Origin of the sequence: Providencia sp. CIM-Carb-044 (assembly GCF_033901115.1) — a bacterium.
GTDB lineage: Bacteria > Pseudomonadota > Gammaproteobacteria > Enterobacterales > Enterobacteriaceae > Providencia > Providencia hangzhouensis.
Genome location: NZ_JAXADV010000004.1, coordinates 108,943 through 130,552, shown reverse-complemented (window position 1 = coordinate 130,552; position 21,610 = coordinate 108,943). Strand labels below are relative to the sequence as shown.

Annotated in this window: 16 protein-coding genes and 1 pseudogene; 5 read left to right on the top strand and 12 right to left on the bottom strand. The window is 42.3% G+C overall.

Features of this window, described 5'->3' with window-relative positions; genetic code table 11:
- Positions 1-412: 412 nt before the first annotated feature.
- The 11 genes from hpaA to SJ312_RS10025 form a co-directional block, all read right to left on the bottom strand.
- Positions 413-1,303 (bottom strand): 4-hydroxyphenylacetate catabolism regulatory protein HpaA, encoded by an 891-nt coding sequence (hpaA, locus tag SJ312_RS10075; protein WP_004905325.1) that lies wholly within the window; start codon positions 1,301-1,303, stop codon positions 413-415.
- A gap of 308 nt (positions 1,304-1,611) precedes the next feature.
- The gene (gene hpaX / locus SJ312_RS10070) at positions 1,612-2,979 is read right to left on the bottom strand and encodes a 4-hydroxyphenylacetate permease (protein WP_004905323.1); all 1,368 of its coding nucleotides are present in this window, start codon (positions 2,977-2,979) and stop codon (positions 1,612-1,614) included.
- A 164-nt stretch (positions 2,980-3,143) separates the two neighbouring features.
- Positions 3,144-3,950 (bottom strand): 4-hydroxy-2-oxoheptanedioate aldolase, encoded by an 807-nt coding sequence (hpaI, locus tag SJ312_RS10065; RefSeq protein ID WP_165879147.1) that lies wholly within the window; start codon positions 3,948-3,950, stop codon positions 3,144-3,146.
- Between the two features lie 10 nt (positions 3,951-3,960).
- A complete protein-coding gene (gene hpaH / locus SJ312_RS10060) occupies positions 3,961-4,764 on the bottom strand; it encodes a 2-oxo-hept-4-ene-1,7-dioate hydratase (protein ID WP_004914311.1) in 804 nt (267 codons plus the stop codon).
- A gap of 120 nt (positions 4,765-4,884) precedes the next feature.
- The gene (locus tag SJ312_RS10055; RefSeq protein ID WP_187710539.1) at positions 4,885-6,348 is read right to left on the bottom strand and encodes an NAD-dependent succinate-semialdehyde dehydrogenase; all 1,464 of its coding nucleotides are present in this window, start codon (positions 6,346-6,348) and stop codon (positions 4,885-4,887) included.
- Complete coding sequence (locus SJ312_RS10050) at positions 6,345-7,571, bottom strand: Bcr/CflA family multidrug efflux MFS transporter (protein ID WP_004905316.1); 1,227 nt, start codon at positions 7,569-7,571, stop codon at positions 6,345-6,347. The genes SJ312_RS10055 and SJ312_RS10050 overlap by 4 nt, the downstream gene beginning before the upstream one ends.
- 40 nt (positions 7,572-7,611) lie before the next feature.
- Positions 7,612-7,995 (bottom strand): 5-carboxymethyl-2-hydroxymuconate Delta-isomerase, encoded by a 384-nt coding sequence (locus SJ312_RS10045; protein ID WP_004905302.1) that lies wholly within the window; start codon positions 7,993-7,995, stop codon positions 7,612-7,614.
- A 9-nt stretch (positions 7,996-8,004) separates the two neighbouring features.
- A complete protein-coding gene (gene hpaD, locus SJ312_RS10040) occupies positions 8,005-8,886 on the bottom strand; it encodes a 3,4-dihydroxyphenylacetate 2,3-dioxygenase (protein WP_004905296.1) in 882 nt (293 codons plus the stop codon).
- Positions 8,887-9,125: 239 nt separating this feature from the next.
- Positions 9,126-10,592: a 5-carboxymethyl-2-hydroxymuconate semialdehyde dehydrogenase gene (gene hpaE, locus SJ312_RS10035; RefSeq protein ID WP_096864816.1), complete on the bottom strand. Its 1,467-nt coding sequence runs from the start codon at positions 10,590-10,592 to the stop codon at positions 9,126-9,128.
- Complete coding sequence (locus tag SJ312_RS10030) at positions 10,592-11,371, bottom strand: fumarylacetoacetate hydrolase family protein (RefSeq protein ID WP_094962175.1); 780 nt, start codon at positions 11,369-11,371, stop codon at positions 10,592-10,594. Before SJ312_RS10030 ends, hpaE begins: the two co-directional genes overlap by 1 nt.
- Positions 11,371-12,000 carry a fumarylacetoacetate hydrolase family protein gene (locus SJ312_RS10025; protein ID WP_096864818.1) on the bottom strand — a complete coding sequence of 210 codons (630 nt, stop codon included), beginning with the start codon at positions 11,998-12,000 and terminating at the stop codon, positions 11,371-11,373. Before SJ312_RS10025 ends, SJ312_RS10030 begins: the two co-directional genes overlap by 1 nt.
- A 430-nt stretch (positions 12,001-12,430) precedes the next feature.
- On the opposite strand from SJ312_RS10025, the gene hpaR reads away from it, so the two are divergent.
- The 4 genes from hpaR to cdiI all read left to right on the top strand — a co-directional run bounded on the left by hpaR (position 12,431) and on the right by cdiI (position 20,828).
- Positions 12,431-12,880, top strand: a complete 450-nt coding sequence (gene hpaR, locus SJ312_RS10020; protein ID WP_110592370.1) for a homoprotocatechuate degradation operon regulator HpaR — start codon at positions 12,431-12,433, stop codon at positions 12,878-12,880.
- Between the two features lie 542 nt (positions 12,881-13,422).
- Complete coding sequence (locus SJ312_RS10015; protein WP_319867574.1) at positions 13,423-15,183, top strand: ShlB/FhaC/HecB family hemolysin secretion/activation protein; 1,761 nt, start codon at positions 13,423-13,425, stop codon at positions 15,181-15,183.
- 24 nt (positions 15,184-15,207) lie between these two features.
- Positions 15,208-20,403: a DUF637 domain-containing protein gene (locus tag SJ312_RS10010; protein WP_319867573.1), complete on the top strand. Its 5,196-nt coding sequence runs from the start codon at positions 15,208-15,210 to the stop codon at positions 20,401-20,403.
- Between the two features lie 11 nt (positions 20,404-20,414).
- Entirely contained in the window at positions 20,415-20,828 is a 414-nt protein-coding gene (gene cdiI / locus SJ312_RS10005; protein ID WP_136134808.1) for a ribonuclease toxin immunity protein CdiI, read from the top strand.
- Between the two features lie 109 nt (positions 20,829-20,937).
- Here cdiI and SJ312_RS10000 read toward each other — a convergent pair.
- A pseudogene (locus SJ312_RS10000) lies at positions 20,938-21,195 on the bottom strand (choline transporter); the annotation flags it as partial.
- Between SJ312_RS10000 and SJ312_RS09995 the strand changes: the two are divergent.
- Complete coding sequence (locus SJ312_RS09995; RefSeq protein ID WP_110592367.1) at positions 21,176-21,454, top strand: hypothetical protein; 279 nt, start codon at positions 21,176-21,178, stop codon at positions 21,452-21,454. The pseudogene SJ312_RS10000 and the gene SJ312_RS09995 sit on opposite strands and share 20 nt — an antisense overlap.
- Positions 21,455-21,610: the final 156 nt, after the last annotated feature.

Genomic DNA, 21,610 nt, shown 5'->3' with positions numbered 1-21,610 from the left:
TTACGAGGGAGTTTTAAAGAGACTTTCTAAAGGTTTGCTGGTACTTTTCGTTGGGAGCTGTGTTTTGTGAAAGAAATGTGATCATCTCGATGTTTTGATATTAATATAAATTTTTATTTATCTTACAGTGCATTGATTATTAATCATTAATTAAATGGTTATTATATTAATATTAATATTTTTCCTTGGGTTGTTTGTTCTTTTTTTAATCTTCACATTCACTTTTTGTTAAGCATTATTAGCATCTTTATAAAGTTAAAACAAAATTTATAAGATATCAAAAATGTTTTTAAAATGTAAAATTATTTGAAGAGTGGTTTGTAGAGATAGGTTAGAAGTAGGTATGATATACCGTTCAGGAGGCATTGATGATTTTTACCTAAAAATACGGATAAAATCACTAAGCCTCTCTTTAATGAATGTTTTGTTCTCGCCATAGGCTAGGAGAGCACCCGACTAACCGGTTAAAAAATCGCGCAAAATAGGCGGGGTCTTTGAAACCGAGCTGGTAGGCAATTTCTGAAACGGGGCTGTCGGAAAACAGTAACATCCGCTTAGCTTCACGCAATATTCGGTCAAAAATCAACCTTTTCGGTGGCCGGTTAGCAAACCGCCGGCACATATCTTTAAGGCGTGACTCTGTGACATCAAGTTTTTTGGCATATTCAGGTACCGCAAGGTGTTCATGATAATGTAAGTCAATGAGCTGATTAAAACGTTGGAATAGGCGGTGTTCGCCTCTAACCCCCGTTGTAGGGTGCTCATCAAGTGGAATAGAGCGCAGTAGAAAGGTAAACAGCGCTTGGGCTAAAGAGGCGAGGGCTTGGTCTTTGCCAATATAGTTATTCGCCGATTCGCGAGCCATCAATGCCCAATAATGATTAAAGGTATCGATATCATCAGGCTTATCGGCAACAGATAAGCAAATAGCAGGGATATCGACCAAATCTGGATTCGCTGGGTACAATGAGCTAAGAAGAGGCGTGATCAGGTCTTGCCGTACGGTGAGTACGTGGCCATCAGTGTCTTCTTGAGTGAAAAATGCATGTGCAACCGAAGGGGGCGTAAGAATAAAGAGCGGCGCTTGAACAGAATAGCGCGACTCATCGAGCTGCAAAGTAATATGGCCCGTAACCAAATAGTGCAACTGGAAGAAACCATCATGGCGATGAGCTTGCATGTCGCGACCAAAGAAGGCGGCCATGTTGCCGAAGGTTTGGTAGTGGACGTCGTCGGTGCCTTGGGTTTCGTCGTAGTCTGTGCTGATGTCAATATTCGTAATTAAAGTTGAGTTACCCTTCATTCTTCGGCTCGCAGCGTTGTTGGCCTCACAAGCCAACCCTAGTCACATACTTCAGTATGCTCCCCGAGATTAACTCGCTTGCCGCCTAGCTGCAACTCGAATTGTTCTTCATTCTTCAAGCCGCAGCGTTGTTGGCTGCACTCCGCTACTCGAGTCACATACTCATGTATGCTCCCCGAGATATCGTCGCTTGCCGCCTAGCTGCAACTTGAATTATTTTGAACAATATTTAGGGGACGGATTAAATAAATTCAACTTTTCCAATCTGTTGCAGCACTTAATTTATTAAAACTCAACAGTTTTACCGTTTAAGGTGTTGCCCTTGGCCTTGAGTTTTTCATTGGGATAGCAATGACTAACAGCGCACCGACCACCAATAGGCCTGCAACAAAATAGAGGCCAGAGTTAAAGCTACCGGTTTGGTCTTTCAGCCAACCGATAAGGAGTGGGCTGACAGCGGAACCTATATTACCTGTTGCGTTGATAACCGCAATACCGATGGCACGAGCACGTAAACTGATTGATTGGTCTGGGGTTGTCCAGAACACTGCCATCGCAGTAAATGAACCTGTTGAGGCCATAATAATACCAATCAACTGAATGACGGGATGGCTTGTCATCGCAGCGAGAACCCATCCTGCGGCCGCAAATAAATACGGTAGTGCAGTATGCATTTTCCGTTCTTGTAACCTATCAGAACGGCGACTCCAATAGATCATCCCTAAGATAGTACAAAACTGTGGGATTGCAGTTAATAGCCCAATCATGGCATTACTACTGCCTTCATTGAAGCTTTGCATGATCTGTGGGGTCCAAATATTAATCGCACTTAACGTATTGGTTAAACAGAAATAAGCGACGGTATACATTAAGATCACAGGGGTGAAAATTTCTTTCCATAAGCTTTTGTTCTGCAATGCGGTATGGCTTTTGGAACCATGCGGCTGGACGAGTTCCAGCTGGTCTTGGTCCATCATTTCTTGCAGTGTGTCTTTGTCTTCTTGGGTCAACCACTTAGCTTTTTTCGGCGAATCATCAAGATAGAACCAAACTAGCACACCGAGGATCACGGATGGGAAACCTTCTAGCAGGAACAGCCATTGCCAACCTTTTAGGTTTAAAATGCCATCCATACCTAGAATATAACCGGATGCGAGTGAACCGAATGCCATGGTGACTGGCATCGCAATCATAAATAAGGCATTAGCACGAGCGCGGAAATAGGCAGGGAACCAGTAAGTCAAATAAACTAAAATCCCAGGTAAGAAGCCCGCTTCAGCGATACCCACTAACATCCGTAGGACGTATAAACTGGTTGGCCCTGTGGCAAACATGGTGGCTGTAGAAGCAATACCCCAAAGCACCATGATGGTAGCTATCCAGCGGCGAGCACCAACAATTCCTAACATGATGTTACTTGGAATACCAAAAATTACGTAAGTGGCATAGAACAAGGTGGCGGCTAAGCCGAACATGGTGGAAGTTAGGCCGATATCTTTCCCCATGGTTAGACCTGCAAAGCCAATATTAATACGGTCTAAGAAGGAAAAAACGAATAGCACAAATAAAAATACAATGAGACGTTTAAATAACTTATTAATCACCCGCTGCTGCGGTTCGGTTAAATTTTTATGTTGTTCAGCAGGGTTAGTGCTTGCAAGTTGTTGATTACTCATATTGTAGGGCCCTCAATTCTTTCTTTTACAGATTATTATAGGTACAAGGGACGAGTAGGCAGTCATGGTGCTGTCTGCCCAATGTTGCGATATTGATTTCTTAATTTATCTAATTAAGTTATTTGTCTGTAGGGTTAAAATTAACTTATTTAGAGATAGTTTAATTAATAAACGCTTGGTGCACTCGAGGCCACCTCTGAGACGGTTTTACCAAATTTTGCTGCTAGCGCTTCTGCGGTACGTGCTAGTAGCGTGGTATCAACCCCGACGGCAACAAATAGTGCGCCGAGTTTAAGATAATGTTCAGCGACATCTGGGGCTGCCATTAAAATACCAGGTGCCAAACCGGCCTCACGAATTTGTACAATCGCTTTTTCGATTGCGGCTTTGACTTCAGGGTGGTTAGGGTTCCCTGAAAAGCCCATATCCGCACTAAGATCCGCAGGGCCGATAAACACACCGTCGACACCTTCAACTTTTAGGATGTCGGGAAGGTTATTCATGGCTTCACGGGTTTCAACCTGTACTATCACGCACATTTCATCATTGGCACGGGTTAAATAATTAGGTACTCGGTTCCAACGAGAAGCACGTGCCAAAGCACTGCCGACACCGCGTATCCCAGCTGGCGGGTAACGTGTTGCGCGCACAGCTTGCTTGGCTTGCTCTGCATTTTGTACCATCGGTAGCAAAAGGGTTTGTGCGCCAATATCCAGTAATTGCTTAATGATCACCGGATCATTCCACGGTGGCCGTACCACGGGCTGTGACGGATAAGGGGCGATCGCTTGTAATTGAGATAATGTCGTTTGCACATTATTTGGTGCATGTTCACCATCAATTAATAACCAGTCGAAGCCTGCACCAGCAAGTAATTCAGCACTATATGGGCTGCACAAGCCAAGCCATAAACCGATTTGCGGTTGACCACTTTTTAGTGCTTTCTTAAATTTATTTTCTAAAATATCCATGCCATTTTCCTTACACGAAGCGGCAGCTAATTGAACCCATATTGCCGTAATCAACGTGGAACACATCACCTTTACGAGCCGGAACAGGGCGTGTAAATGAGCCACCTAAGATAATTTGACCAGGCTCAAGTTGCACATTATGCGGTGCTAATTTATTTGCTAACCATGCCACGCCATTTGCTGGGTGGTTGAGTACAGCGGCTGCCACGCCAGATTCTTCAATGACGCCATTACGATATAAAAGGGCGCTAATCCAACGCATATCCAAATCGCGTGGTTTGATTGGGCGACCACCTAAAATTACCGCGCCATTTGCTGCGTTATCTGAAATGGTGTCGAACACTTTGCGTGGGCGGTTGGTTTCAGGGTCAACGTTATGACAACGCGCATCGATCAGCTCAAGGGCTGGGATCACATAATCAGTCGCGTTATACACATCAAAGATGGTGCAATTTGGCCCACGTAATGGTTTCGCCAATACGAATGCTAATTCAACCTCAATACGCGGTACGATAAAGCGGTCTGTTGGAATATCACAGCCGTCATCAAAAAACATATCGTCAAGAAGCGCACCGTAATCAGGTTCATCAATTTGTGAACTTGCCTGCATGGCTTTGGATGTTAGCCCAATTTTATGGCCTTTTAGCACACGTCCTTCAGCAATTTTCACGCCAACCCACTCTTTTTGGATAGCGTAAGCATCGTCGATCGTCATTTCTGGGTGATCGAGTGAGATCTGTCGGATTTGCTCACGTGATTTTTCAGCCTGATTTAGGCGCTGCGCGATTTGTGATATGACATCTTTTTGTAACATGCTGTTAATACTCCTATTCACCTATTCTATTTCGAGAGCAGCGCTGCACTAAAGCGCTTTGCTGCCACTCGGACTATTCAAGGTGTAAATTGAATGCGTACCCAGCGGTACTCAATTTAACTAATTGGAAATACCACCAAAGCAGAGGTATTTCACTTCCAAGTAATCTTCGATTCCGTAGCGTGAACCTTCACGCCCCAGACCTGACTGCTTAATGCCACCAAATGGGGCCACTTCATTTGAAATAATGCCTTCATTAATACCCACCATGCCGCTTTCCAAAGCCTCCGCGACGCGGTAGATACGACCGATATCTTTTGAATAGAAATAAGATGCCAAGCCAAATTCAGTATCATTGGCAAGATCAATCGCTTCTTGTTCATCACGGAATTTAAATAAAGGTGCCAGTGGGCCGAATGTTTCTTCTTTAGCGACTTTCATGGCTTCAGTGACGCCAGTGATAACGGTCGGTTCAAAGAACAAGCCACCTAATTCTGCCGATTTACCACCAGCGATGACTTTTGCACCGTGGGAAACGGCATCCGCAATATGTTCAGTGACTTTATCGACTGCGGCTTGATTAATCAGAGGACCCTGCTGTGAGTCTGCTTGTGTGGCAGGGCCGATTTTCAGTTCATTCACGGCTTTTGCTAAACGAGTCGCAAATTCATCGTAAACGCCTTCTTGGACTAAAATGCGATTAGCACACACACAAGTTTGCCCACTATTGCGGAATTTAGCCGCTAAAGCACCTTGTACTGCTGCATCTAAATCGGCATCATCAAACACGATAAATGGCGCGTTACCACCGAGTTCCAGAGACATTTTTTTCACGGTGTTAGCGCACTGTTCCATCAGCAATTTACCAACTCGTGTTGAACCCGTGAACGTGAGCTTACGAACGATAGGGCTAGAGGTCATCACGCCGCCAATGGCTTTAGCATCCGTACCTGGGACAATGTTAAATACACCAGCAGGAATACCGGCTTCTTCCCCTAATGCTGCCAACGCTAATGCAGATAATGGTGTTTCTGCCGCGGGTTTTAATACCATCGTACAGCCTGCTGCTAGCGCAGGGCCGACTTTACGGGTGATCATGGCGTTTGGGAAGTTCCACGGTGTGATAGCCGCAACCACCCCCACGGGTTGTTTTATCGTCACAAGGCGACGCCCCGGTAAAGGTGATGGAATGGTTTCCCCATACACACGTTTACCTTCTTCAGCAAACCACTCAATAAAGCTGGCACCGTAGGCAATTTCTCCCATCGATTCAGTGATCGACTTACCTTGCTCAGCACTGAGTAACTCAGCCAGTTCTTTTTGGTTATCCATCATTAAACGGAACCATTTATTTAAAATTTGGCTGCGCTCTTTGGCGGTTTTAGCACGCCATGCAGGCAGGGCTTTTTCTGCGGCTTCGATAGCTTGTTGGGTTTCTAAAGCACCGACATTGCTGACTTTAGCGATAATCTCATTATTTGCTGGGTTAGTGACCTCAAACACACCTTTATTTTGGGCATCAACCCATTGGCCGTTGATATAAGCTTGTTGGCGAAATAACGTAGAATTGGTATTTATGCTCATTTTTCGTTGTTCTCCGAAGACACTGATTGGACTTGTGGGCGGATATTTTTAGCTGATAGCTGTTGGCTAACAAAACTTAACCCGGCACACAGCGCCATAACAAGTGCCATAGCGAATGGGGATTCATCTTGTAATACAGAAACTGCAACGCTGGCGACAGCCGCTAAGGCAAACTGAATAGAAATAGCAAGTGCACTGGCACTTCCTGCAATTTTCCCGCGATGTTGCAGTAATAGTGACAAACTGTTGGTGCCGATAGCATTGACCATCGATAAGAACAGCACGACTAGAATAACAATTATGGGCAAACTTTGTTGGTAAAATATGAGTAACAGCAGACCAAATGCTAATTGAAACCCACTTTGCATAGTCAGTATGCGCGTTAAACTATAGGTTTTTAGCAGTTTAACGTTCAACAACAACATGACAATCATCCCCAAGATGTTACAACCGAACAGCAAACCATAATGTTGTTCAGAAACACCGAAATAATTGATGTACACAAACGGTGAACCACTGATAAAGGCAAACATACCGGCAAAAGAGAATGCCATGGTGCCAATAATACTCAGTGCTTCTCGGTCTGTGAGCACCTGTGCATAATTCTTAAAAGCGACACAAAGTATATTTTCAGAACCGCGCTGGTGGGTTAACGTTTCAGGGAGCAAGAAAAAAATCGCACACACCGAAGCCAAGCCAATTACTGCCAGCAAATAGAAAATTACTTGCCACTGAAAATGAACGAGTAAAAAACCACCTAAAAGTGGTGCCAGTAATGGCGCTATCATGGTCACAAGTGTCATTAATGACAGCACTTTAGGTAGTTCATGAGCAGGGTAAACATCCCTTGCAATCGCCCTCGCCATGACAATGGCCGCTCCACTACCAAAAGCTTGCAGCGCTCGGAATACAATCAAGGTATTTGCGTTGGTGGCTTGTGCGCATAACAAACTGGCAATAGTGAAAATGGCAAGGCCACTTAACAACATTTTCCGCCGGCCAAGAAGGTCACTTAATGGGCCATAAAACAGCATTCCCACGCAGAAACCAGCAAAAAAAGCCCCAAGGGTGTACTGCATTTGCCCTTGAGTGGCCTGTAATGCAATTCCCATTTGAGGGAGGGCTGGGAGGTACATATCGATAGACAATGGACCGAATGCCACTAATGACCCCAGTAATGGAATCAAGTAGTGCGGTATGTGTTTATCGAAATTTTTAACCATCTTGCCCTCTCAATAAAACGAAGAATAAAGCTTTAAACTCTTAGCCCTTAAACAAGGCATGAACATTGTTCTGTTTATAATTTAAAACAGGATCAAGCTCTTCCATGGTAAAAGACAGTGCGAGGTAGCGTTTTGCCATTAAATCGGCAAAGTGGGTTTTGATCAGGTCGAAAATCATTTCCCCCGTTTTTTGTCTATCTTCAAGAGAGCGCCCAGCACCGATCTTCAACGTCATATGGACAAAAGCATAATCGTGCTTGCCATCGGCCATTTGCCAAGTATCCAGCCAAATAGCACGACTACGAATGCCACCTAATGGGAAGATACCGGTTCCCGCGAGGGCTTCATTCACTTTGGCGAAGAGCTCAGGTAGTTGAGCTTCATCACGAATATTTTCTGTACATTCTGCATAAAAATGAGGCATAACAATTCCTTATGCGGTGACAGCTTGTTTATCAGTAATATAGCTTGGCAGTGGGAACACGGCATTGATTTGCCCTGTGCCTGAGCTGGCAAACAAGTCAGTTAAAACTTCCACTTTCTCAGCGTATTTATCCCAACCTAACATACCTAGCAGCATCACAGTGTCGTGCATATGGCCTTCTCCATAGCAGTAATCTGCGTACTCAGGCAACATTTTGCAGAACTCTTCAAAACGACCTTCACGCCAAAGTTTGACGACACGTTTATCCATTTGCTCATCAAATTCACGCGTGTAGCTGTTCATGCCATCTTCGGCTTTTTGGTCATCAATAAAGCGGTGTGATAATGAACCACTCGCTAATACAGCGACGGTGCCATCGTATTTTTCAATCGCGGTTAGTACGGCTTCACCTAATTTGCGGCTGTCTTCAAAACTATGGGAAGTACAGAATGCTGAAATTGAGATAACTTTAAAGTGACGGTCACTATTCATATAGCGCATAGGAACTAATGTCGCATACTCAAGGGTTAAGCTTGGGATTTCATGAGCTTGAGCACGAACACCTAACTTACGCGCTTCCTCACCAATCATTTGGCCTAATACCGAGTTCCCATCGTATTCATATTCCATATCGCGAATAAAATGTGGAAGTTCATTACTGGTGTAAATACCTTTAAAGTGGTCAGCACAGTTAATGTGATAGGCGCTGTTGACTAACCAGTGCGTATCAAAAACGATGATGGTATCAACGCCTAATTCACGGCAGCGGCGGCTGATTTCTTTATGCCCATCGATAGCGGCTTGGCGGCATCCAAAGTTTTTACCTGGTAGTTCTGATAGGTACATGGATGGGACGTGTGTTATTTTTGCGGCGAGTGCCAACTTACCCATTTCATCCTCTCTTACCCGTTATATTTTGAGCTGTAGCGGTGTTGGCCGCACAAAACCACCCTAATCACATACTCATGTATGCTCATAGGGATGATTTCGCTTGCCGCCTAGCTACAACTCAAACTATTTAGGGTAAGGAACGAGTTTACCCATATTTGTTGTAGCTATTATTTATCATGAATCATTTACAGTTCAAATTTTCATGGGTATCTAATTGATAAATAAAATAAATTTATGAATCACACACCCCAGCGTGGGATGTTGTGGTCTCCGTAGGAGATACACACGTTCTTCATTTCTGCGAACACTTCGAAGCTGTACTCGCCACCTTCACGGCCTACACCGGAGGCTTTGACACCACCGAATGGTTGGCGCAGGTCACGCACGTTTTGGGTGTTAACAAACACCATTCCAGCTTCAATACTGCGTGATAAACGTAAAATCTTGCTGACATCTTGCGTCCAAATATACGAAGCAAGGCCGTACTCGATATCATTTGCCATGCGTAAACCGTCTTCTTCAGATTTAAACGGAATTAAACAAGCCACAGGCCCAAAGATCTCTTCTTGTGCAACACGCATGCGGTTATCGACATCAGCCAGTACGGTAGGACGTAAGAAATTACCGCCTTTGAGGTGGTCAGGTAGATCAGTCGGTTTGTCTGGGCCACCCGCTAACAAGGTTGCGCCTTCTTCCATACCTAAGCGAATATAACCCGAAACTTTGTTCCAGTGCTGCTGGCTGATCAATGCACCCACTTGGGTTTTCGGATCGTTCGGGTCACCGACGATCAAGCGGTTTGCACGTTCCGCAAAGCGTTTAACAAACTCAGGATAGATACTTTCTTGGATGAAAATACGTGAGCCAGCCGTACAGCGTTCGCCATTAATGGAGAAAATCGTAAACAGGGCAGCGTCTAGTGCACGCTCAATATCCGCGTCTTCAAAGACCAGTACCGGTGATTTACCCCCTAATTCCATGGAATACTTTTTCAAGCCTGCATTTTGCATAATAGTGCGGCCAGTAGCCGTGCCCCCAGTAAAGGAAACCGCACGGACATCATGGTGTTTGACTAAAGCATCTCCCGCAGTGCTACCATAGCCTTGAACCACGTTCAAAACGCCCGCTGGAATACCGGCTTCCAGAGCCAGTTCACCAAGGCGATTCGCTGATAATGGTGATAACTCAGACATTTTCAGAACCGCAGTATTACCCAGCGCTAAACAAGGGGCGGTTTTCCATGTTGCGGTCATAAATGGCACGTTCCATGGGGAAATCAGCGCACAGACACCCACAGGTTGAACTAAGGTGTAGTTCATCATCTTGTCATCAACAGGGTAAGTACGGCCATTCATTTGCTGGCAAATTTCGGCAAAGAATTCAAAGTTATGTGAAGCGCGTGGGATCAACACATTTTTAGTTTGGTGAATAGGCAAACCAGTGTCTTTGGTTTCCATTTCTGCAATTTGCGGGACATTTTCGTCGATTAATTCACCAAGGCGACGCATTAAGCGAGCGCGCTCTTTCATTGGGGTATTGGCCCATTTCGGAAATGCGTCTTTCGCTGCGGCAACGGCTTGGTTGATTTCGTCTTGTCCACCCGCTGCGACTTCAGCGAGTACTTCACCCGTTGCAGGGTTGGTGGTTTCAAAATAGTCTTTGCTAGCAACGTTTTTACCGTTGATCCAATGATTAATCTGAGTCATTACACACGTTCCTCATAGTCTTTTTCGCTGATAATGGTGTTGACCAGTTTGCCAACACCTTCAACTTCAACAATGACTTCGTCACCCGGCACGACATCAGACAACCCTTTTGGTGTCCCTGTCGCAATCATGTCTCCCGGTTGCAGTGTCATAAAGTCACTGAGGTAAGCAATTAAAAATGGAATATCGAAAATTAGATCGGCAGTGGTGCCTTTTTGACGTAATTCACCATTAACATAGGTGTATAAAGCCAAGTTATGGGGATCTTTAATGGCGTCTTTATCGACGATCCAAGGGCCGATCGGCGTTAAGGTATCGCGGCTCTTAACACGTAAATTTGGGCGATAATAGTTCTCTAAATAGTCACGGATCGCATAGTCATTACACACGGTATAACCTGCGACATAATCCATGGCATCTTCTCTTGAGACCTTGTGAGCCGTTTTTCCAATCACCACTACTAACTCAGACTCATAATGCATATATTCAACATTATCAGGGCGAACAGAAACTTGGCGGTGGCCCGTTAAGCTGCTTTCTGCTTTTAAGAAAATTAAAGGTTCTTCAGGTGGCTTAAATTCTAATTCGGCAGCATGGTCCGCATAGTTCAAACCAAGGGCAAATAACGTTCCTTGAGCAGGGGGTAACCATTCAACATCAGGAGAATCACCCGCGATCACATCCCCATTAGGTAATGTAATGGCTTCGTTATCACCAACAGTGACGGAATATTCAGTGCCTTTAAAAAGGATTTTGGCGCGTTTTGTTATCGTAGACATTATTTTCCTCCTGCTGCCACAACGGTATTTTTCAGGCTAGGAAAGCCTTCCGCTTGGATAACCACGTCATCACCGGGTTTGATGGTGACACGTTGCTGTGGCGTTCCGAGCAGGATCACATCCCCTTGCTTTAAGGTGGCGAAGTCACTTAATGCAGCAACTAACTCACTCGCATCACGGATCAGATCTTTTGTTGACCAGCGATCCACTTCTTTGCCATTCACTAGGGTGATGATATCGACAGGCGTATTTAGCGAAGTAGCCACCATTTCACCGATTGGGCAGAAAGTATCACGGCATTTTGCTTTAATTGCAGGGCGATAGAAGGTGTCTTCTGGCAAGCTCACTTCATTTGCCAGCGCAAACCCAGCAATAAATTGATGAGCATCCTCTTTACTGACTTTGCGTGCATTTTTACCGATCACCAAAGCAAGCGTAGCGCCACTTTGCACTTCTTCACCTACAGGGTGCAAAATTTGCTCGCCTGAATTGATACGCGTATTACGCGGCTTAATAAACCACACAGGGGTTTTTGGTGGGGTCTTATAAGGGGCTTGCTGGAATGCCTCAAGCCAATGGCTAAGCTGGCTTTGATGATTGAGGGCAACGGCAAATACAGTGCCTTTCATTGACAACTCCTTAATGAAAAGAATTCAACTTTCGAGTAATTATTAATATATTAATAAAGTATAATTTTTAAATTAGCAATAGGTTTATGGAAATGTTAATTTTAATTGTGATCTCATTAACATAATTGAGTTATCTTTTTGTAAGATGCTGTTATAAATGAATTTATTATTTTTTCAATTTTTTTTGATTTACAAAAAATTAACTTTAAAGTTGGATTTTAAATTATTTACTCATTAATATTTTAGGGTTTTTCTTTGAGATTGTTATTTGACCGTGCTACTCTTGAATAAGGCAAATTGGCGATGTAGAAATTCATGGTGATAACCAAAGGTTTCACTAAAGCATTGTGTCAATAAAGCACTGTGGCAGCCGCCATAAAATACCTAAATTAGGCTAAATAACGTTAATTAAGTGGTGAGTTTTAAGCTTATGCATGAATCATTGACAATTGCATTACTGCAGGCAAGGGAAACCGCAATGGGTTTTTTCCGGCCGATATTAAAGTCGTATAATTTGACTGAACAGCAATGGCGTATCATTCGCGTTTTAGCTGATAAGCGTTCAATTGATTTTCATGAATTATCAGTCCAAACCTGTATTCTGCGCCCAAGTTTAACGGGGATCCTAACCCGTATGGAGCGCGAAGGTTTAATTTTCCGCTTAAAACCGTTGAATGATCAGCGCAAATTATATGTCTCTTTGACACCAGCAGGGCAAGAGCTGTATGACAAAGCACGGCAGGAAGTGGAAGAAGGTTATCAAAAAATCGAGCTGGCATTTTCGCCAGAGAAAATGCAGCAATTGACCGCACTGTTGGATGAGCTAATCGCTTTAGAGAGCCCAGACTACAGTGAGATGAATAAGCGGAAAAGCGCCTAAATTTTCGTCATATTTCGAGCTCTAGCTGTGTTGGCTTTTTTCGGCTATTTGGGTCACATACTGATGTATGCTCCCCAAACTATCCTCAATTGCCGCCTTGCTAGAGTTCGAACTATTTAGAAAATTAATTTGTCTTCGTCATATTTCGCATTGTGACATTGTTGCTGGCGCTGGCTACTGGGTCACATATTGGTGTGTTTTCATCGGACTTTCTTCAATTGTCGCCTTCTTATAATTCGAATTATTTAGAACATAGTTATTACTTAAATAATTCACTTTTCCGTTTAGATTCACTGAAGTTGAACTTCATTTATACTTTTAGTTGAGTAGCCAATCCCTCACTGTCATATCTTATTTGTAATTGTGAAATTACCTATAGGTTACTTGTGACAAATTCTTCAGAAAAATCATTCCTAATAAAATCAAATGATTGATTTTCAGTATATAACGTTAGATTTTATCGTTAATTGCAATTTGGTTAAATTAATATAGTGAAATGGCGCAAAAAACAATATTAAGAATGAAAGCATTAATTTTTAGTCATGGTGGATTTTTTTTATCTAAAAGCAGTTAATGAGAATAAGTTACATTACGGTAAATTTACTGTTCGTAACGAAAATTTAGATAACATGACAAAATATCAAATTATGTGGCGTTTATTATGCTTATCGTTGTTTATGATTTCTCCTTATGGCTACACGGAAAATCAATTATTCCCTTCCACGAATGAAAGTATTCAATTTGAACAGAAACAACGGTTAGAATCGGAGTTAATCCAACGTAACCTATTGGAAAAACACAATGTAATCACCGTTGATGATACTTTTTCCAAACACGGTCAAGATGAAATCTGTTTCCCGGTCGATAAGATCCAATTTGTCGGTGCCACACAACTCACCAGTAAAACTCAGACTCAGTTAACCTCACCTTACTTAAAACGCTGCCTCACGCTAGGTGAAATACATAAGCTCACTAAGCATGTGACTAATTACTATATAGAACAGGGGTTTATTACCTCTCAAGCCATCATTCCTGAGCAAGATTTATCGTCACATCATCTCGCCTTACAAATGATTGAAGGAAAGATTGAAACTATCGAGATTGATAACTCCCCAGAGCGCCTAGTTCATCAAATATTTCCTTATCAACAAGGTAAAATATTAAATCTACGGGATATTGAACAAGGGTTGGAGCAACTCAACCGGTTATCGTCCGCTAAGTACACTATCGATATCCAGCCAGGAAGCCAAAATAGCTACTCTCGGATTATTATTCATCAGCAAGGGAAAAAATGGCCTATTACGGGCCAATTGAACTTCGATAATTCAGGGATTAAAGCAACAGGAAAACAGCTGATTACAGGCGGTTTGACGGTAGATTCCCCATTAGGGTTTGGTGAGCAGTGGTCAGTCTCGGCCAATACCGATATGGATGGAAGTACATCCCATCATAATCGTTATATCGTTGCGAATGTGAATGTGCCTTATGGTTATTGGTCTTACCGTTATCAGTTTTATCGTAATAATACATTACAGCTGTTTTATACATTGGATCAGCAATACCGTTATGAAGGCAAAAATACCAACCAACAATTTGATGTCAGCAACTTAATTTATCGCGATGGCAAACAGCGTCTAACCTTACAAGGCAGTTTCAAACATAAAAATGCCCGCACTCAGCTAGCTTCCCAAACCCTGAGTATCAGCAGCCCAACTTTAACCTCGCTCTCATTTACCCCGCAGTACAGCACTACCCTCGGGCAAGGTTACTTCACGTTTAACCTTGCTGCTGAATGGGGAATATCCGCCTTTGGCGCCTCACCGGACACCCTCGCGAAAGACTCACCGCGCAGCCATTACCGCAAATTCAGTCTAAGCAGCAGTTATCAGTATTTTTTCGCTAATGGCATGACCTATTTAACGTCATTTTACGGTCAATACTCCCCCGATAATTTATACGGTATTGAACGCATCAGCATCGGCGGTCAGTACTCTGTCCGTGGCTACCATGAGCAGTCTTTGAGTGGTAACCGAGGTGGCTATTGGCGTAATGAAATCAATAAAGGCATCGCTAATACGGCAATTGGGCAACTGCGTTTTATCGGAGCGCTAGATTACGGGTTTATTGCCTCAGATAAATACCACGTTGAACATGACACTTTAGCCGGCGGAGCCGTTGGCCTCTCTTTTACAGGCAATAGCCTAATTTATTCTCAGTTTCTACTCAGTAAACCTTTGCATTATCCCTCACAACTTAAACCAGACAATTGGTCGGCTTATTGGTCGGTCTCATTCTCTCTGTAGCTTTACGTTTTTAAAGGATTATTTATGCTAAATGAACAATTACCTTCTCGCTCTAAGCGGATATTAAGTTACACCATTATTTTCTTAACCGCAGTCTACCCCTTACATCCCGCTTGGGGAGCAGCCATGACGGCGGCAGATAAAAACACCCAAATCAGCCAACAAAATAACGTCCCGATTATTAATATCGCCACGCCGAATGGGGCAGGAATATCCCACAATAAATTCCAACAATTTAATGTCGATAAACAAGGTGCGGTACTCAACAACGCCACCACTAATGTGAATTCCCAAATTGCAGGGCAAATCAAAGCCAATACGAATTTAAAGGGAAATGCTGCTAATCTGATTATCAACGAAGTTACCGGCAGTAACCGCTCAGAATTACAAGGTAAGTTGGAAGTGGCAGGTAAAGGCGCAAATGTCTTAATTGCCAACCCGAATGGCATTACCTGCAATGGCTGTAGTTTTGTGAATACCCCTGCGATTACCTTAACCACGGGAAAACCTATTCTGGATAACAAGGGGGCTTTGTCTGCGGTTGAGGTGAAAAAAGGCAGTGTGGTTATCGGCGCCAATGGCATGAATACCGAAGTGCAAACGTATGCCGATATTATCAGCCGCGCCACCGAACTAAATGGGCAAATCAAAGCCAAGAACCTGACCCTGATGCAAGGCACCAACCGTGTTGACTTTCAAAAAGGCACCGTGACACCGATTGCGGGTGAAGGAGCAAAACCCAGTATTTCGGTAGATACCAAAGCACTGGGTGGAATGTATGCCAATCAAGTGAAATTGGTCAGTACGGAATCAGGGGTTGGGATTAACCTCAGCAATGTGCAAGCCAACCAACATGACCTGACGTTAACCGTCGATGGCAAAATTACCCTTGCAGGCAATATTCAAGGGAAAAAAGACATCAATATCAGCACCAAAAACCTGCACATTAACGCTAATGTCAACGTGAATGCCGCCAAAGACATCACATTGGCCACCAATACTCTTATCAACAATGGTCAAGTTACCGCAGGCAAAGATATGCGTGTCTTTGCTGATTCAATAAGCAATACGGGCAATAGTGCGCTTATTCAAGCACAAGATAATCTGTGGATGCAAAAAAATGCCAAAGGGGATTTGAGTACCCTGATTGAGAATAAATCAGGAACGATAAAGACCAATACGGGGGATTTGGTGGTTCGGACGAAGAAACTGACAAATACGGCGAATGCATCTCCCATAAAAACTTCTAATATCAATGCAACAACTAACTATAGTGAAGATTTTGTCTCATCTTACTTTGGAAAAAGGCAAGGTGTTGTCTCGATTATTTCACTCTATCCTCGATTAGAGAGCTTCTCCTATAAAAAATGGTTCGGAAAAATTGATTTAATCAACAGTGACAGCATTAATGTTGAGCGGAAACAATATCTAAATCAAGGGGGGATTGGCGTTATAGCATCAGGGAAAAACGCCTATATTAATGCAAATGATTTAGTGAGTGATTTTGGACAAATCACTGCAAAAAATAATGTGATATTGACGGGACAAAATGCATCTATTTCCGTGTTTAATTCAGGTAAATTAGACCATTGGTATAAATACGATACCTCTTATAAAGATTTAGGGAAATTTGCAGATGAAAGCGATGATGATGGAACTTATGATATTTTTTATGTTAGTGAGCCGGTAGATTTTAAATTAATCGATAAACTTTATTCTTGGGCTCCCGAAGCCTTAAATTATAAAACGATATCTGCTGGAAATAATGTTGTTCTTGATTTTAAAAACGCCATTAATCTAGAAAGTAAACTTCCTAATACTGAAAAGACCATAGCAAAAATAGTACAAGTAGGTAATCCATCTTTTTCCATTACTGCAAAAAATATTGTCTTAAATTCTAATAATATAAATATTTCTACCAACTTACAGTCTGAAAACGATCTGTCTATCATTACAGGTCAAAACATTAATATTAATCATGCACAGCTCGTTGCAAAACAATCACAAAGCCTAATTGCCAATAACGACCTTAACCTTAAACAGGTTAATTTAACGGCTAAAGACAGCACCTTAATTGCGAAAAATGGCGATCTTCAATACAGTTTAAACCCCGTTTCTGCCTTTAAAGACAATGTATTATCTCCTCCAGTAATCAATGCTGCAAATTCATTACATATCCAAGCGGGTAAAAACATCACTTTTGATAATGCGCAGTTAGCCAAAACGAATAAACTTACCCTCAGTGCTAATGACAATATTGTTGTTCGTCGCGATGAATCCAATTTAATAAAACTCGCGGTTTCAGAGTCTGTCACCAATATTAATGCGTTACTCACAAAAATAGGAAATTGGACAAGTTCAGGGGAAATGAACCTCACCGCAGGTAAAAATATTGAAGCGTGTGGCATTGCTTTCAACAGTGGAAAATCACTGACGTTCAATGCAGGCCAAGATATTTTGTTAGGCTCAAAAGCGATTAAAGATGTCGATAATGTATTCAAGACCAATCGCTACCCAGGGCTACGCTCTCAACTCATCGCAAATGGCAATATCACGTTAAATGCCGCTCGTGATATTGACTTGCAGTCGGCCAACCTTCAATCCAAAGACAAGGTCATAGCGCTTTCAGGTCGTGATATTAAATTAACGGCTACCGCTTACTCTGCGATTCCCAACCCCAGTGAAGATAACCAAGATGTGCGTTATGTGACCTCGACACTTTCCGGAGATAAAGGCGTCACTCTGGCCTCCAATGGCGCACTCACTGCACAAGGTAGCACAATCAAATCCCTAAGTGACATCACACTCTCAAGTGGGGGAAATGTACGCTTAGAGTCAGTTAAAACGAACTATCGAAAACAGTCAGGGAAAAAATTTGAAGAGTTATATCGTCAAATTGGCACTGAAATTAACAGCGGTAAAACGCTGACCATTTTGTCAGAGGGGAGCATTCTTTTCCAAGCCTCACGTCTCGTTGCCAAAGGTGCGATGGATATTGCGGCAAAAGGCGGGTATCTCTACGCCCAAGCCATGGAAGAAAGCAGTTACTTCGAAGAGTATAAAAAGAAATGCAATAGATGGACGCTTTGTATTACGAAAAAGGAAGTGAGAAAAACACGCAGTGATAAAACCAATAAAGTCACTGAGTTTACTGCTGGTGGCGATATTAATCTGTATGCCAAGGATGATGTCACATTAGAAGCGACCAAAATTAATGCGGGCAAGAATGCCAAAATCACCAGCCAAACGGGTAAGGTGAATTTTAAAGCGGTCAAAAACTCGCAATTTGAACAGGTGATTACAAATTCTAACGGTTTTTATATCACCCAACGTAATAAAGGCTATACCTCAGATAAATGGGTTTTACCTGCATTGCATATTGGTGGAAAACTGACTGTTGATGCGAATAAAGGGATCACTGCAGATGTTAAAACTAAAGAAGGGCAGTCATTCGAACAGGCATTAGCAATATTAAGTCGTACTCCTGGGTATGAGTGGCTCGGGGACATTAAAAATAATAAAAACGTCAATTGGGCTGTTGTAAAAGATGCTTATAGCCAGTGGGATGTAAAAACTGAAAGCCTTAATCCAGTCGTAGGTGCTGTGATTGCCATTGCTGTCGCGGCTGCTACTTATGGAACCTCTACAGCCGCCAGTATTGGTGGGTTAGCGAGCTCTACTGCTACAACCATGGGTGCTTCAGCGACAACAGCGTCAATGGCTTCTGCTGCGGCACAGGCGGGGTTTGCCTCACTCGTTTCTCAAGCTTCCGTCGCATTAGTCGAGAACAAAGGAAACCTGTCAAAAACCTTATCCAGTCTAGGGGAAAGTGATACCGTAAAATCAATTGTGACCAGCATCATTATTGCGGGTTCACTTGAAGGATTTGATATTGCGTTATATGGCAAAGCGACAGATCCGGCCAAAGTGACTTTACCAAAACTCAGTGATGGAAATTGGACTCAAGTCGCACAGCGTGTGGCAGGGCAAAGTGCTATCAGCTCAACCATCGGAACAGCGATCCAAGGTGGGAGCTTTAGTGAAAACTTTAAAACAGCCCTACTCAGTAATGTGGCAGGGCAAATTCAAGCTGAAGGGGCTAACCTGATAGGCGATAAATTCCAGTATTTATATGTAGATAAACAGGGAAATATTCTAGGGCATACAGGAAAAGCTCTTAGTCATGCGGGTTTGGCTGCGCTAAGTGCAGAAATTAGTGGTGGCAATGTAAAAGGAGCCGTTGTTGGTGCATTAGCCGCTGAATTGGCTGCACTATCTCTTGATAACAAAAGCAAAAATAATTTAGAAGGTAATACACAGAAAATTAAAGTTTTAGGAGCTATAGCTGGGGCTATTGTAACCGGTGAGTCGAATGGCGTACACAGTGCTGCAGGTGCAGCTGAGAATGTATTTCTTTATAACCACTATTTGCATAATTTCTATGGTTCAGCTGGTGATAAGTATTTTGGTGGCGCATTTTCGTTAGAAAAAGCACTTGAAAGTGATAGTAGTTTGACAGCTCAGGAAAAACAAAAAATAAGATCCCAATATTCAAAAGGGGATGGTAAAGAAGATCCTATAAAGGCTATTTTAGAAACTTTACCAGTATCTGATACCATGATGGCATTAATGCAGGCTAAAGATACCAAAGACTATGCAGCGGCAGTATTAACCTCATTACCGATGGAAAGAGCTGTTGTTGTTTTGGGTAAATTAGCCAAAGTTACGAAAGTTAATAATGTTTTCTTTCCGAAAAGATCAATTAAAACTCCTGAAGGTATAAGTATCAATATTGATTTGCCAATGCATTTAGCGACGATGGATAAATTTACTCAAAGAGCGGGGGTTTCTGGAGCCCATAATGCAGATGCGTTTTATGGTGCAGTTAGAGAAAAAGGTTTACAGATTATTAGTGAAACTGCAACAGGCGTGAAAGGTATCACCCAAATTGAATATAAGATACCAACAAAAGATGCAGCAGGAAAATTAACAGGTAACTATAAAGGTAATGGTGCGGAACCATTTAAAAAAACAGTTTATGACCCGAAAGTTTATACAGACCAAAAAATATTAGATTTAGGGCAACAGGCAGCCGCTAATGGATATAAGGATGCTATAGTAAAAGGATTACAATCTTATAATGCTAAAGCAGGTGGAGTTACCTTTAGAGTTTATTTAGATCCCAAAACTAAAGGTGTTAGTAATTTTCATCCTCAATAGGAATAATTTATATGAATGAGTCTTTTGATGAATTAAATCATTTATTGTTTGGATTACCTTATAATTATGAGGATAAAAACAATTATGATCATCACGATTGGGTCATCAAAACTTATTTTGATCGGATGTATAATGATCACCGTTTCTTAGATGTTGTAGACCACATAGTTCATAAGAGAGGCTATAGTACTGATGGTGCATATTGTCATTTTGCTTGTGAGTATGATGGATTTTTAGATGATATGATTTTTAAAGAGGGGGTTTTTTTTGCAATAGGTTATCCTCCAGAAAAAGAAGATGAAATAGTCGTCAGTGAAGAAACTTGCTTCCACTATGTCAGATTAGCTTGTGAAAAATATTTAAAAGTTCATCCTGAAGACTTAGCTAGCGTAAGTAATTTATTATCAAAAATGCAAATGTCATAAAATAGGATTCTATTGCATTAATAGACAATTGAATAAACACGGGCGGCTATAATTTTAGCCGCCCGTGAATTCTTATCGACACATTTTAGGTAATGTTTCTTTTTTGGGACTACTTACCCAGTAAGTGCAAGAAATGAATATGTTTTTCATATTGGTCTAGGATATCGTGAATGATCTGCTCTTTTGCCCAGCCGTAGTCTTGCCGACCTTCTTTTAAGTGAATCTCAGCACGATAGGAGCGTTGCTCCTCGCTCTTTTCATCATCACTTTCTGTCCCCATACCTGCTAAAGCAAAGGCTGGTTGAATGTAGTAACAGGGGAGAAATTCATAGAAAAAGTTTATATCTTTGCCTAAATCGACTTCAAAGCTAAATTACCAGTCCTTCCCACATGATTTAAATAACAGAGCAGTCGGTTTCTATATCTCAATTAGCAACAACGGCAATAATGCGAAGCTCAAGTTGTGTTTTAAATTCATCGCAAATGGCAATATCACGTTAAATGCCGCTCGTGATATTGACTTGCAGTCGGCCAACCTTAAATCCACAGACAAGGTCATAGCGCTTTCAGGTCGTGATACTAAACTATCCTCAATTGCCGCCGTGCTAGAGCTCGAATTATTTTGAATACCAATTTGTTTTCGTCATATTTCGCATTGTGGCATTGTTGCTGGCACTGGCGTGCGGATATACTTAATCGTTATGCAGCCATTTTGGTCGGCAGGCGTTGGTCTATCACATCTTGAATCACATTTAGCCGTTTCACATCTTCCAATGTAAAAA

Coding starts and splice junctions, on each gene's coding strand:
- hpaA (WP_004905325.1), bottom strand. CDS start 1,303: ATGAAGGGTAACTCAACTTTAATTACGAATATTGACATCAGCACAGAC.
- hpaX (WP_004905323.1), bottom strand. CDS start 2,979: ATGAGTAATCAACAACTTGCAAGCACTAACCCTGCTGAACAACATAAA.
- hpaI (WP_165879147.1), bottom strand. CDS start 3,950: ATGGATATTTTAGAAAATAAATTTAAGAAAGCACTAAAAAGTGGTCAA.
- hpaH (WP_004914311.1), bottom strand. CDS start 4,764: ATGTTACAAAAAGATGTCATATCACAAATCGCGCAGCGCCTAAATCAG.
- SJ312_RS10055 (WP_187710539.1), bottom strand. CDS start 6,348: ATGAGCATAAATACCAATTCTACGTTATTTCGCCAACAAGCTTATATC.
- SJ312_RS10050 (WP_004905316.1), bottom strand. CDS start 7,571: ATGGTTAAAAATTTCGATAAACACATACCGCACTACTTGATTCCATTA.
- SJ312_RS10045 (WP_004905302.1), bottom strand. CDS start 7,995: ATGCCTCATTTTTATGCAGAATGTACAGAAAATATTCGTGATGAAGCT.
- hpaD (WP_004905296.1), bottom strand. CDS start 8,886: ATGGGTAAGTTGGCACTCGCCGCAAAAATAACACACGTCCCATCCATG.
- hpaE (WP_096864816.1), bottom strand. CDS start 10,592: ATGACTCAGATTAATCATTGGATCAACGGTAAAAACGTTGCTAGCAAA.
- SJ312_RS10030 (WP_094962175.1), bottom strand. CDS start 11,371: ATGTCTACGATAACAAAACGCGCCAAAATCCTTTTTAAAGGCACTGAA.
- SJ312_RS10025 (WP_096864818.1), bottom strand. CDS start 12,000: ATGAAAGGCACTGTATTTGCCGTTGCCCTCAATCATCAAAGCCAGCTT.
- hpaR (WP_110592370.1), top strand. CDS start 12,431: ATGCATGAATCATTGACAATTGCATTACTGCAGGCAAGGGAAACCGCA.
- SJ312_RS10015 (WP_319867574.1), top strand. CDS start 13,423: ATGGTGGATTTTTTTTATCTAAAAGCAGTTAATGAGAATAAGTTACAT.
- SJ312_RS10010 (WP_319867573.1), top strand. CDS start 15,208: ATGCTAAATGAACAATTACCTTCTCGCTCTAAGCGGATATTAAGTTAC.
- cdiI (WP_136134808.1), top strand. CDS start 20,415: ATGAATGAGTCTTTTGATGAATTAAATCATTTATTGTTTGGATTACCT.